Annotated in this window: 11 protein-coding genes; 6 read left to right on the plus strand and 5 right to left on the minus strand. The window is 70.0% G+C overall.

The genetic code is table 11. From position 1 onward, the window contains the following. Positions 1 to 61: 61 nt before the first annotated feature. The 4 genes from G5C60_RS07375 to G5C60_RS07390 all read right to left on the minus strand — a co-directional run bounded on the left by G5C60_RS07375 (position 62) and on the right by G5C60_RS07390 (position 5,889). Positions 62 to 2,089 (minus strand): TerD family protein, encoded by a 2,028-nt coding sequence (locus G5C60_RS07375; RefSeq protein WP_165255924.1) that lies wholly within the window; start codon positions 2,087 to 2,089, stop codon positions 62 to 64. Between the two features lie 38 nt (positions 2,090 to 2,127). Beyond that, positions 2,128 to 2,706, minus strand: coding sequence for a TerD family protein (locus G5C60_RS07380; protein WP_165255927.1), 579 nt, complete (start codon positions 2,704 to 2,706; stop codon positions 2,128 to 2,130). 140 nt (positions 2,707 to 2,846) lie between these two features. Continuing rightward, entirely contained in the window at positions 2,847 to 4,985 is a 2,139-nt protein-coding gene (gene uvrB / locus G5C60_RS07385; RefSeq protein ID WP_165255930.1) for an excinuclease ABC subunit UvrB, read from the minus strand. 43 nt (positions 4,986 to 5,028) lie between these two features. Beyond that, complete coding sequence (locus G5C60_RS07390; protein ID WP_165255933.1) at positions 5,029 to 5,889, minus strand: MHYT domain-containing protein; 861 nt, start codon at positions 5,887 to 5,889, stop codon at positions 5,029 to 5,031. 276 nt (positions 5,890 to 6,165) lie between these two features. Between G5C60_RS07390 and G5C60_RS07395 the strand changes: the two genes are divergently transcribed. The 4 genes from G5C60_RS07395 (at position 6,166) to fdhA (ending at position 10,482) form a co-directional block, all read left to right on the plus strand. Further along, the gene (locus G5C60_RS07395; protein WP_165255936.1) at positions 6,166 to 7,041 is read left to right on the plus strand and encodes a glycerophosphodiester phosphodiesterase; all 876 of its coding nucleotides are present in this window, start codon (positions 6,166 to 6,168) and stop codon (positions 7,039 to 7,041) included. A gap of 90 nt (positions 7,042 to 7,131) precedes the next feature. Beyond that, positions 7,132 to 7,686: a methylated-DNA--[protein]-cysteine S-methyltransferase gene (locus G5C60_RS07400; RefSeq protein ID WP_165255940.1), complete on the plus strand. Its 555-nt coding sequence runs from the start codon at positions 7,132 to 7,134 to the stop codon at positions 7,684 to 7,686. 88 nt (positions 7,687 to 7,774) lie between these two features. Continuing rightward, positions 7,775 to 9,082, plus strand: a complete 1,308-nt coding sequence (locus G5C60_RS07405) for an MFS transporter (protein WP_165255945.1) — start codon at positions 7,775 to 7,777, stop codon at positions 9,080 to 9,082. A gap of 173 nt (positions 9,083 to 9,255) precedes the next feature. Next, positions 9,256 to 10,482, plus strand: coding sequence for a formaldehyde dehydrogenase, glutathione-independent (fdhA, locus tag G5C60_RS07410; protein WP_165255948.1), 1,227 nt, complete (start codon positions 9,256 to 9,258; stop codon positions 10,480 to 10,482). A gap of 73 nt (positions 10,483 to 10,555) precedes the next feature. Here fdhA and G5C60_RS07415 read toward each other — a convergent pair whose 3' ends face one another. Next, positions 10,556 to 10,984: a VOC family protein gene (locus G5C60_RS07415; RefSeq protein ID WP_165255951.1), complete on the minus strand. Its 429-nt coding sequence runs from the start codon at positions 10,982 to 10,984 to the stop codon at positions 10,556 to 10,558. A 101-nt stretch (positions 10,985 to 11,085) separates the two neighbouring features. Between G5C60_RS07415 and G5C60_RS07420 the strand changes: the two genes are divergently transcribed. Together G5C60_RS07420 and G5C60_RS07425 are read left to right on the plus strand one after the other, a co-directional pair. Beyond that, positions 11,086 to 11,991: a pseudouridine-5'-phosphate glycosidase gene (locus G5C60_RS07420; RefSeq protein ID WP_165255953.1), complete on the plus strand. Its 906-nt coding sequence runs from the start codon at positions 11,086 to 11,088 to the stop codon at positions 11,989 to 11,991. A 17-nt stretch (positions 11,992 to 12,008) separates the two neighbouring features. After that, the coding region (locus G5C60_RS07425; protein ID WP_165255957.1) for a PfkB family carbohydrate kinase at positions 12,009 to 12,939 on the plus strand (931 nt) is incomplete at its 3' end.

Consider the following 12,939-nt stretch of genomic DNA (forward strand, 5'->3'; position numbering starts at 1 on the left):
AAGTCTTGGGACAACGCGCGGGGCTGCACGCGACCGAGCAGACGACGGACTCTGCGGAGCCTCAGCGGTTCCAGGAGCGGCGGGCCGCCGCGACCTGAGTGAGGACATGCTGGAGCACCTGACTGCCGGGCGGCACGAGCGAGGGCTCATACGTCCACGCGTGCCCCACCCATGGGTCGGCGAGGTGGTCGTCGGGCACCGGGGTGAGGCGCAGGAGCGAGCGCCAGAGCGGGTCGAGCAGCGGTCCGTAGGCGGCGGCGTCCTCCCGGTCGGCGACCATCATGAGGTGGACGCCGACGGCCGGGCCTTCATCCGCGAGGTAGCGCAGCTGGGTCACCGCACGGTCGTCGAAGCCGTGCGGAAAGTCGTTGACGATCAGCAGCTGCTCGGCCGTGTCGAGATCGGGCGGGAGTGAGTCGGCCGCGCCACCTCGGATCGCCATCTGCACCAGGTCGACACGCTGGGTGAGCCTGGCCAGGACGTCGTTCACGCCCGTGGCGCCGGCGGCGGGCGGAGCGTGGAGCACACCGGTCTGCACGAGGGGCGCGAGCGCCGAGGCGCCCGAACCGGCCGGGTCGATGACGTGCACCGTGTACTCGCCCGCCGGATAGACGGCGAGCAGGCGGGCGGCATGCGCCACCGCTGTGTCCATGGCGAGGCGGCGCAGCTCGTCGGAGTCGGCGAGCGAGCCGTCGAGCGAGCCGGCGCGGCCGCTGTCGATCCACAGGCCGCGCTCCAGCGGCAGCCGCACCAGCATCGGAATACTCAGGCCGGAGCTCTCGGGCAGCTGAAGGTCGCCAAGGCGCAGGGCCATGGGGATCTCCATCGGCACCCGGTAGCCGTGCCAGACGGGGCTGTCCCAGCGCGCGAACGCCGGGGGCAGTGCGGGCTCGACAACCTGTGCCTCGGCGTTGAGCTGGGCGAGGTCGCGGTCGAGCGCGGCCCTGGCCTGGTCGACGAGCTGGGTGTGCTTGGCGCGGGCCGTCTCGCGCGCGGCATCCGCCTGTCCGCCTATGCGGCTGCGCGGGTCGGACAGGACCTTGTCGAGTTCCTGTTCCATGCGCGAGTCGGCGAAGTCGACGGCGCTGCGATAGGCGGCCATGGTGCGGGCCAGATCCTCGAACATGCCCCACACCTGGTTGTAGAGCCGCTCCTCCATGGACCAGCCGGTCGCGTCGCCGGCGACGGGCTGCGCGGGCTGTCCGGGCTGGGCCGGGGGCGCGGTCGGAGGAGGCGGCGGAGGCGCGGCGGCCTGCCGGCCGGGGTGGCTGTAGTTGACAGGACCACCCGCAGGCATGGCGGGCTGAGTGGCGGCGGACGGATCCGCCTGAGCGGGTCCTCCGGGGTAGCCGGCCTGCGGCGCCGGGTGCCCGGGGGCGGCGCCCTGCCCGCCCGGATGTCCTTGCTGCGGCGGTACGTGGCCGGGGGCGCCCTGAGGTGCGGGTCCCCCCTGGTCGGGGCCCAGCGCCGATGCCGCGGCGTGCCGGGAACGGTCGCCGTCGGCCGTGCGCGGCGGAGGCGCGGCCACCGAACGTGCCAGGCCCTGGGCCACGGCCTCGTTGATGCCGCTCGCGAGTTGGTGGGCCTGGGTCAGGCCCTGGTCGGCGAGCAGTTCGGCGAGGCCGCCCGCGTATCCCTGGCCGACAGCGCGCACCTTCCAGGCGCCCTGCCTGCGGTACAGCTCGAGAGCGACGACGGCCGTCTCGGCGTCGAGACCCGTGATCGTGTAGCTGGCGATCTCGGACCCGTCGAGTCCGGTGACCGCCACGAAGGGAGCGGCGACGGAGCCGAACCGGACCGGGCTCCCGACTCCGGACGGCAGCGCGAGCAGCACACTGACCCGGTGGACGGCCTCCGCCAGAGCGTCCAGGTCGAAGGCGAGGCGGTGGTCGGCCGCCGCCTGCCTGGAGACCTCGAGGCCGGGCAGAGTGGGTGTGCCGGGGTGGGCCACCCACTCGACGCCGCGCACCTTGCCGTTCTCGTCGCTGAGCGTGGCTCCCGCCACGATCGGCTTGCCGGCCGACACCCGGATCTCGAGTCGGGCTTGGGGCAGCGGATGGTTCTGTCCCCGGACCAGCTCGGCCGTCATCGCCTTCTCCCCCTTGTTTTCGTGTGCGCCGGGCTGTCCTACAGGTGCGGCAGGATCGCGGGCATCAGGTCCTGGAAGGTGCGGCCGTTGGCCGGCGTGCCGAGAGCGGTCATCTGCCAGCCCGGGCCCGCGCGGTGCACCTTCGCCATGATCTGCGCCGTGTACTGGCCGCCGCCCGCCAGCGTGTAGCGGGCGAGTTCCTGGCCGTTCGTCTCGTCGACCAGTCGGCAGAACGCGTCCTGCACCTCCTGGAACGTCTGGCCCGTGAAGGAGTTCACGGTGAAGACGATCTGGTCGATGTGGACCGGAATGCGCTGCAGGTCGACGAGGATCGCCTCGTCGTCGCCGCCCTGGCCGACACCGCCGACGAGGTTGTCTCCGGTGTGCCGCACGGAGCCGTCGTCGCTGACGAGGTGACGGAAGAACACCACGTCGACCGGCTGCTTGTCCGCGAAGAGCACGGCGGAGGCATCGAGGTCGATCTCCCGGGTGCGCGAGCCGAAGAGGCCACGGCGCGGGGCCGCCTGCCAGCCGAGACCCATCCGCACCGCGGTCAGGGTGCCTCCGTCGTTCTTCTGCAGACTGATGGCCTGACCCTTGGTCATGTTGACCGTCACGCGCTGTTCCCCTCTCGAGCGTCCCCTGTTGCCGCAGAAACCTGCGGTTGACCAGCAACCCTAGCCAGGGGCACGGACAGTGCCGAACCCTGGTCCACACTTTGTGTCGGTCTTGCAACACAGCGCGCCATCCGCGATGGTCAGGCGATACCCGCCTCCTTCATCTGGCGCAGTTCTTTCTTCATCTCCGAGACCTCGTCGCGCAGCCGGGCGGCGATCTCGAACTGCAGGTCGGCGGCCGCCGCGCGCATCCGCTCCGTCATCTCCTCGATCTGCCCGGCGAGTTCGGCCGCGGGGCGGTCGGTGGGCACGGTCTCCTTGGCCTTGCCCTTGGCGGACTTGGCTCCCTTGGCGGCCTGCGAGCCGAGCGCGGGCACCGGGGCCTTGGCGTCCTTGCCGTCCTTCAGGTTGCGATAGCCCGTGCCGAGCAGCTGCTCCGTGTCGACGTCCTCGCGGGCGATCTGCGCCACGATGTCGTTGATCTTCTTCCGGAGGGGCTGCGGATCGAGGCCCCTCTCCTTGTTGTACGCGACCTGCTTCTCCCGGCGGCGGTTGGTCTCCTCGATGGCCTTCTCCATGCCCGGGGTGATCTTGTCGGCATACATGTGGACCTGACCGGACACGTTGCGCGCCGCGCGGCCGATGGTCTGGATCAACGAGGTGCCGGAGCGCAGGAAGCCCTCCTTGTCTGCGTCGAGGATCGACACCAGGGAGACCTCGGGCAGGTCGAGGCCCTCCCTCAGGAGGTTGATGCCGACCAGGACGTCGAACTCTCCGGCACGGAGTTCGCGCAGCAGCTCGACGCGGCGCAGCGTGTCGACATCGCTGTGCAAGTAGCGCACCTGGATGCCGAGTTCGAGGAAGTAGTCGGTGAGGTCCTCGGCCATCTTCTTGGTGAGCGTGGTGACCAGGACGCGCTCGTCCTTCTCGGTGCGCTTGCGGATCTCGTGCACCAGGTCGTCGATCTGCCCCTCGGTGGGCTTGACCACGACCTCCGGGTCGACGAGGCCGGTGGGGCGGATGATCTGCTCGACGAAGCCGTCTCCGCGCGAGAGCTCGTACTTGCCAGGGGTCGCCGACAGGTAGACGGCCTGGCCGATGCGCTCCTGGAACTCCTCCCACTTCAGGGGGCGGTTGTCCAGGGCGGAGGGCAGCCGGAAGCCGTGGTCGACGAGCGTGCGCTTACGGGAGGCGTCGCCTTCGTACATGGCACCGATCTGCGGCACCGTGACGTGCGACTCATCGATGACCAGCAGGAAGTCGTCCGGGAAGTAGTCCAGCAGGGTGTTCGGCGGGGAACCGGGCTCGCGGTCGTCGAAGTGCATCGAGTAGTTCTCGACGCCGGAGCAGGAGCCGATCTGGCGGAGCATCTCCAGGTCGTACGTGGTGCGCATGCGCAGCCGCTGGGCCTCCAGGAGCTTGCCCTGCTTCTCCAGCTCGGCGAGGCGCTCCTCGAGTTCCTTCTCGATGCCGTTGACGGCCTTCTCCAGGCGCTGCGGACCCGCCACGTAGTGCGATGCCGGGAAGACGTAGAGCTGCTCGTCGTCGCTGATGACCTCGCCGGTGAGCGGATGCAGCGTGGAGAGGGCCTCGATCTCGTCGCCGAACATCTCGATGCGGACGGCCAGCTCCTCGTAGACCGGGAAGATCTCGATGGTGTCGCCGCGGACCCGGAAGGTGCCCCGGGCGAAGGCCATGTCGTTGCGCGTGTACTGGATGTCGACGAAGCGGCGCAGCAGGTCGTCCCGGTCGATCTCGTCGCCGACCTTGAGGGCGACCATCCGGTCCACGTACTCCTGCGGGGTACCGAGGCCGTAGATGCAGGAGACCGAGGCGACCACGACGACGTCACGGCGGGTGAGCAGCGAGTTGGTCGCGGAGTGGCGCAGCCGCTCGACTTCCTCGTTGATCGAGGAGTCCTTCTCGATGTAGGTGTCCGACTGCGGGACGTAGGCCTCGGGCTGGTAGTAGTCGTAGTACGAGACGAAGTACTCGACCGCGTTGTTCGGCAGCAGCTCGCGGAACTCGTTGGCCAGCTGGGCGGCCAGGGTCTTGTTCGGCGCCATCACGAGAGTGGGGCGCTGGAGCTTCTCGATCATCCACGCGGTGGTCGCGGACTTACCGGTGCCGGTCGCGCCGAGGAGGACGACATCCTTCTCACCTGCGCGGACGCGCCGTTCGAGTTCGGCGATGGCAGCGGGCTGGTCGCCGCTGGGCGAGTAGGGGCTGACGACCTCGAAAGGCGCCACCGTGCGTTCGATCTTGGATACGGGCCGCATGGAATCCACCGTACGACTCCGCACTGACAACGGGGCCGGATCTTTACCTCTGTGGGGTCCGGGAGCCGGGGCGGTCGGGGCGTCGGCGCGGGCGGGACACGGGCCTGCGGCCGGTGTGCCGGACCATGTGGGCCGGGATGCCGGGCTTCTGCTGGACCGGGCTCCAGTCTTGCTTGCCCATGACCATCAGCGGGTCGAACATCACGACGACGCCGGCCAGGAACAGGAACGCGAGGGGGCCGATCAGCATGGGAGCCAGCAGGGCCGCGGGCGAGTCTCCGGAGGGGATGCTCGTGGTGCCGTGCAGATGGACCCTGAGCGCGGCCATGCCCGTGTAGTGCATGCCGCTGACGGCGAGCCCCATGACGAGACTCGCGCCCACGCTCCACAGGAAGCCGCGGACCTGGCCCGCCGCCCAGAGCGCCGTGGTCGCGGCTGCGACGGCTATGACGACTGAGGCGGACACGGTGAAGGTGTTGTACTCGAGCTTTCCGTTGAGCTGCATGCCGGCCATGCCCAGGTAGTGCATCGAGGCGATGCCCAGGCCGGTGATGGTGCCTCCGGTGAACAAGGCCGTTCCGGAGGCGCCCTTGTAGCCGACGATGAAGATCCCGATGCCGACCATGAGGATCGCGACACCGAGGCTCGCGAACGTGATCGGTTTGTCGTAGTGGATCGGGGTCTCCTGGACGGAGAACCCCATCATGGCGATGAAGTGCATGGTCCAGATGCCGGAGCCGATCGCCGCGGAGCCCAGCGCGAGCCAGCCGGGCCGCCATGAGTGGGCGACCAGCATCGATCTGGTGGTGCAGCGCAGGCCCAGCGCACCACCGAGGCAGGCCATGAGGTATGCCACCAGCGGTGTGACGAGTCCGTAGCTGAATCCGTCGACCGTGCCCTGCATGCGCGGTTGCCCTTCCGCCCTGTTGCGTCCCGGAATTCCCTGCAATGCCCCGTCCCAGGACCGCCACGGCGGCCAGGGTTGACGCAGAGAGTATGACTCCCACTGGAGTGCTCGAACGATTTTCCGGCAAAGAAACACGCCCTTGCCTCAGTTGTGCGGCACCAGTGATTGGAGTTGGGCAACTCCATTCAATCTGTGGCCATCCTGTACCTGCCTCCTGTTGACCCTCTGCTGTCACCCTGGAGCGGCCAGTGACCACAGACGCAAGGAGTACGTATGCACGCGCGCGCTGCCGCCGGCACGACCACAGCGCTCCTGGGAGCCGCCGCCCTTGTCCTCCCTCTCTCCCCCGCTCACGCCGCGGTGGGCGACGACCAGCCGCTGGTCGTCGCCCACCGCGGCGCTTCCGCCTACGCCCCTGAGAACACCCTGGCCGCCGTCGACAAGGCGGCGGAGCTGGGGTTCCGCTGGGTAGAGAACGACGTACAGCGCACGAAGGACGGCGAACTCGTAGTCGTGCACGACGACAACCTGGCGCGCACGACCAACGTCGAGGACGTCTTCCCGGGCCGGGCCCCCTGGAAGGTCAAGGACTTCACCGCCGCGGAAATCGCGCGCCTGGACGCGGGCAGCTGGTTCAGCCCCCGGCACGCGGGCGCGCGCGTACCGACGCTGAAGCAGTACATGAACCGCGTGTCGCGCAACCACCAGAAGCTCGTCCTGGAGATCAAGAACCCCGCGCTCTACCCGGGCATCGAGAAGGAGACCCTCAAGGTCCTCAGCAACGAGGGCTGGCTCGGACCGCAGCACGTACGGAGCAAGCTGGTCATCCAGAGTTTCAGCGCGGACAGCGTACGGAAGGTGCACGAGCTGCGGCCCGACATCAAGACGGGCTTCCTGGGCACGCCCGCGGTCGCGGAGCTGCCCGCGTACGCGAAGTTCGCCGATCAGATCAACTCGACGCACACCTCCATCTCGGCCGCCTACGTCGCCTCGATCCACGCGCTCGACGGACCGCACGGCAAGCCGCTGGAGATCTTCACATGGACCGTCGACACCCCGGACGGCGCACGGCGCGTCGCGGACTTCGGGGTGAACGGCATCATCACGAACAAGCCCGACGTGGTCCGGGCGGCGCTGAACGAGCTCTGAGGTTCCCGACCGGAACGCGCGCCGGTGGCGCGAACGCCTCATGCGTTCGCGCCACCGGCGTTGTCAGTGGTGCGCCGTACGGTGGAGCGCATGGACAGCCATGGGCAGAACGAGCAGCAGGTGGTGTGGGCCGTGGTCGGCAGCGACATCGGTCCGCTGCTGCTGGCCGCGACCGGCGAAGGCCTGGTCAACGTCGTCTTCCACGCCACGGAGGCGATCCGCGACAAGGCGCTCGACCGGCTGGGATCCCGGCTCGGTGCCGAGCCCGTCGAAGCGCCCGAGTCCCCGCTGCTGGCGGAGGCGATACGTCAGGTCGAGGCGTACTTCGCGGGTGAGCGGCGTGACTTCCGGTTGCCGCTGGACTGGTCCCTGATCTCCGGGTTCAACCGCCAGGTGCTGCATGAGCTGGCATCCGGTGTTCCGTACGGGACGGTCGTGGGGTACGGCGACCTGGCCGGCCGGGTCGGTCAGCCGGGCGCGGCCCAGGCCGTGGGAATGGCCATGGGCGCCAATCCGCTGCCGGTCGTCGTGCCGTGCCACCGGGTCGTCGAGAGCGACGGTGGCATCGGCGGATTCGGGGGCGGCCTGGAGACGAAGCGGAAGCTGCTGGCGTTGGAAGGGGTGCTGCCGGAGCCGTTGTTCTGAGGGTGTCCCGAGTCGGGAACAGGGGGGAGACTGCGGCCGTGACCACATCCTTCACACGTGTGCGTGCATCCGACACGGTGCCTTCGCCGTGACCGCCGTCGAGCGGCACGTCACCGTGCCTGTCGACGCGGACGCGATTCCGGCGCTGCGACGCCGTATCTCCGCTGTGCTCATCGCCAGTCAGATCCTCGGCGGGCTGGGCGTCGCCACCGGCATCGCGCTCGCCGTCGTGCTGGCCGAGGAGATCGGCGGCACCGAGTCGCTTGCCGGACTCGCGCCCACCGCGACGGTTACGGGGACGGCGGTGCTCTCCGTGCCGCTGGCCGCGCTGATGACCGCGCGCGGTCGCCGCCCGGGGCTCGCCCTGGCGTATCTCATCGGCGCCGTGGGCGCGAGCATCGTCGTGGTCGCCGCGGCTGTCGGCAACTTTCCGCTGCTGCTGCTCGGCATGGCGGCGTTCGGCGCGGCCTCGTCGGCGAATCTTCAGGCACGGTTTGCGGCCGCCGACCTCGCCGAGCCCCAGCGACGGGCCAGGGCCATCTCGAACGTCGTCTGGGCCACCACGATCGGTGCGGTCCTCGGTCCCAACATCGCCGCGCCCGCGGGTCGCAGCGTCTCCGGGCTCGGCATACCGCAGGCGGCGGGTCCTTTCGTATGGGCGGCCGGAGTCTTCCTCATCTCGGCGCTCCTGGTCGCGGTGCTGCTGCGGCCCGATCCGCTGCTCACCGCCCGCGCGCTCGCGCCGGTCGAGGACCAGTCCGCCGACGCGCGCTCGATCCGGGCCGGGCTGGCCGCCGTGCGGGCCTCGCCGCGCGCCCGGCTCGCCCTGGTGACAGTGGCCGTCTCGCACACGGCGATGGTCTCGGTCATGTCGATGACGCCGGTCGACCTCGATCACCACGGCGCGAGCATCGATCTGATCGGGCTGGTCATCAGCGGCCATATCGCGGGCATGTACGCGTTCTCACCGGTCATGGGCCGGCTGTCGGACCGGCTCGGGCGTCTCTCCGTGATAGGCCTCGCCGTCGGGCTGCTCGCCTGCGCGGCGCTGGTCGCGGGTACCGCGGGCGGCAGTCACGCGCAGAGCGCCGCCGGGCTCTTCCTGCTGGGCCTCGGCTGGTCGGCCGGCCTCGTCTCGGGCTCCGCGCTCCTCACGGACTCCGTGCCCCAGCCCGCGCGCGCCGCCGCACAGGGGCTGTCCGACCTGACCATGAACACCGCGGCGGGCGTCGGCGGCGCGGCCTCGGGTCTCATCGTCGCGCAGGCGAGCTACGGCTGGCTGAATCTCATCGCCGCCTGTCTGTTGCTGCCGCTCGGCGCCCTGGCGCTGTTCACTCGGGGCAAGCGCGGCGCGGCGCAGGCGATATCGGAAGGGCCCCGGGACACCGACGCCTGAGAGCACTTTGTCGATCACCTGGCGACGAGAACCGTCCAGCGCAGCCTCGCCCCGCCGTCGTACGAACATGCCTGCCGCCGAGGGTGGCCGGAATGCTGCGGCGGTAGCAGACTCGACCTTGCGCACAGCCACTGGCATCCGAAGTAACGGAGCCGAAGGGACGGCGATCACTCATGAGCGGAAACAGGGCAGTCGCGTACGTCAAACCGGGCGCGGTGGAAGTCACGACCATCGACTACCCGACGCTGGAGCTCCAGGACGGGCCGGGGGTGACACCGGACAACGTCGGCCGCAAATGCCGGCACGGTGTCCTCCTCAAGGTGCTCGCCAGCAACATCTGCGGCAGCGACCAGCACATGGTGCGCGGCCGCACGACGGCACCCGAGGGGCTTGTCCTCGGGCACGAAATCACGGGAGAGGTCGTCGAGCGGGGCCCGGACGTCGAGTACGTCGAGGTCGGGGACATCGTCTCGGTGCCCTTCAACATCGCCTGCGGGCGGTGTCGCAACTGCAAGGAGCGCAAGACCGGGATCTGCCTGAACGTCAACCCGGCCCGCCCCGGAGCGGCTTATGGCTATGTCGACATGGGCGGCTGGGTCGGCGGCCAGGCGGAGTACGCCATGGTTCCGTACGCGGACTTCAACCTGCTGCGGTTCCCGGACCGGGACCAGGCACGCGAGAAGCTCCTCGACCTGACGATGCTGTCGGACATCTTCCCGACCGGCTTCCACGGCGCCGTCACCGCTGGCACCGAGGTCGGCTCGACGGTATACGTCGCCGGGGCGGGGCCCGTAGGTCTCGCCGCCGCGGCGTCGGCGCAGCTCCTGGGCGCGGCCGTCGTCATCGTCGGTGACCTGAACGCCGAACGCCTCGCGCAGGCCAGGAGTTTCGGCTGCGAGACGGTCGACGTGAGCCAGGGCGACGTGGGCGAGCAGGTGGAGCAGATCCTGGGCGAGCCGGAGGTGGACGCGGCCGTCGACGCGGTCGGCTTCGAGGCACGGGCCCATGGACCCAACGCCCCGGAGGCACCCGCAACGGTCCTCAACTCGCTGATGGGCATCACGCGCGCGGGTGGGGCGCTGGGCATCCCAGGCCTGTACGTCACGGATGATCCCGGAGGCGTCGACCAGGACGCGAGGACCGGGACACTGAAGGTACGGCTCGGCCTGGGGTGGGCGAAGAGTCATCGCTTCACCACGGGTCAGTGCCCGGTGATGCAGTACCACCGCGGGCTGATGATGGCGATCCTGCACGAGCGTGTGCACATCGCCAAGGCCGTCAACGCGACGGTGATCAGCCTGGAGGACGCGCCACGCGGCTACGCCGAGTTCGATCAGGGCGCCAGCCGCAAGTACGTCCTGAATCCACACGGGGTACTGGACGCCGTGCAGCCCGTCTGAGGCCGAGGTCCAGAAAAATCCAGAAGAGGGGTGTCCACGCGCGCGTGGACACCCCTCTTCTGCTACCTGAGAGCTACTCGTAGTGCCGTGCCTCGAAGATGTTTCCGTCCGGATCCCGGAAGTAGAAGCTGCGCTTGGCCATTCCGCGGGCGCCGAAGGCGTCGTACGAGAAGTCCGAGACGGGGACGGCCCGCTCCTCCAGACGAGCGCGGAGCGCGTCGAAGTCCTCACTGCGGAGGGACAGGCATACGTGGTTGACCGGGTGGCCCGCGCTGTCGGCCGCCCCGGGGACGGCATCCATGCGTGCGGCCAGCGGGAGGGGCGCGAGGTCGAAAATGGTCTCCTCATTGAGGCGTACGGAGGGGAACGATGCCGTCCCCGCGGCGAATTCGGTGACCCTGAGAGGCTCCAGGCCGAGCGTCTTCTCGTAGAAGTCGGCCGAGGCGACGGGATCGCGCACCCAGAGGACGACATGGTCGAGACGTGTCGAGTTGTCCGTCATCCTCCCAGGTTGCTGCCCCCTTCCGGCGTGCCGCAAGGGTTTGGCCGGGTGCGCCGCTCGCCAGGGATGATGGGGAGAGCCGACAGACAGGAGGCAGGCGCGTGCTGGTGGTGTCCGAAGAGGTACGGGAAGCGCTCACCGCGCGTCGACCGGTGGTGGCCCTCGAGTCCACGATCATCGCCCACGGGCTGCCGCGCCCGCGCAACCTACAGGTAGCACTGGAGCTGGAGGAGACCGTACGCCAGGAGGGTGCCGTCCCCGCGACGATCGCCGTCCTGGACGGGCAGCCGCGGGTGGGCCTCGACAAGGAGCAGCTGGAACGGGTCGCGAACGAGGACGGCATCCGCAAGCTCGGTCATCGTGATCTGCCGCTCGCCGTCGCCACGGGGGCGAGCGGAGCGACGACGGTGTCCGCGACGGCGCTGCTGGCCGCCCGGGCGGGCGTCCGGGTGTTCGCGACGGGTGGCCTCGGTGGTGTGCACCGGGAGTGGACGGTGACCCAGGACGAGTCCGCCGACCTGGGACTTCTCGCACGTACCCGGATCACGGTGGTGTGCGCGGGGGTGAAGTCCATCCTGGACGTGCCGGCGACCCTGCAGCGTCTGGAGACGCTGGGCGTCGCGGTCGCCGGGTACGCGACGGCGAACTTTCCCGGCTTCTATCTGTCCGACTCGGGACATCCAGTGGACTGGACGTTGAAGTCACCTGCCGAGGTCGCGGCTGTCATGCGCGCGCAGGACACGCTCGACGGGCCCGAGTCGGCCCTGATCGTCGCCAATCCCGTGCCCGAGGCGGAGCAGCTCGATCCCGAGCTCCACGCGCGCGTGCTCACCGACGCGCTGCACGTGTGCGAGGCGGAGGGGGTGACCGGCCAGGCGGTCACGCCGTTCCTGCTCGACTATCTGGTGCGGCACACCGACGGGGCGTCACTGAGCGCCAATCTGGCGGCCGTACGCGGCAATGTACGGCTCGCGGGGCGGATCGCGGCGGCCTGGGCCAGATCTTGACCGGGCCGGGTGGACGCGTGGCCGGGGCGGGTGAGGGCGTAAGGGAGCCGGGCTGGGACGGGACGAGCCCGGTTCGTCGTGACGGGGCCCTTCTTGTCGTCGGTGACGTCGTCACGGACGTCGTCGCCCGGTACCGCGGACCGCTCGCTTCGGGCACCGACACGTCCGCCGCCATCCGCACCGTGCCCGGCGGCGCCGGCGCCAACGTCGCGTGCTGGGCGGCCCATTGGGGCTGTGGGGATGTGCGGCTCCTCGGCCGGGTAGGCGCCGACACTGCCGCGTGGCACGAGCGCGAACTGACCGCTTCAGGGGTGCGTCCCCACCTGGTCGTCGATCCCGTGGCGCCGACGGGGACGGTGATCTGCCTGGTGGACACGGATGCTTCGGCGGAGCGGACGTTCCTCACGGACAGCGGCGCTTCCCTGCGGCTCGACCCCGACGACTGGTCGCCGTCGCTGCTCGACGGTGTCGCGTGGCTGCACCTGTCGGGCTATCTGTTCTTCTCCGAGCCGTGCCGGGCGCTGGTGGCGGTGGTTCTGGAAGCGGCACGCGCGCGTGGTGTGCCGGTGAGTCTGGATCCCGCGTCGGCGGGGTTTCTCTCGGAGCTGGGTGTGGACCGTTTCCTCACCCTCGCCGAGGGGGTCGGCGTACTGCTGCCGAGCCGGGACGAGGCCTGCCTGCTGACCGGGCTGCCCGATCCGGCGGACGCGGCGGCCAAGTTGAGCCGCCATGTCCCGCTGGTGGTGGTCAAGCAAGGCGGCGCCGGGGCCCTCGTGGCCGAGTCGGGTGCCGTACGGGCCCACGTCCCGGCGACACCCGCGGCCCCCGTGGACACGACGGGAGCCGGGGACGCTTTCACCGGCGCCTTCCTGGCTGCTCTGCTCTCGGGGAGCCTGCCCGGGGAGGCGGCGGCAGAGGGGTGTCGAGCGGGGGCACGGGCGGTGGAGC

It is taken from the genome of Streptomyces scabichelini (genome assembly GCF_011045015.1).
Classification (GTDB): domain Bacteria; phylum Actinomycetota; class Actinomycetes; order Streptomycetales; family Streptomycetaceae; genus Streptomyces; species Streptomyces scabichelini.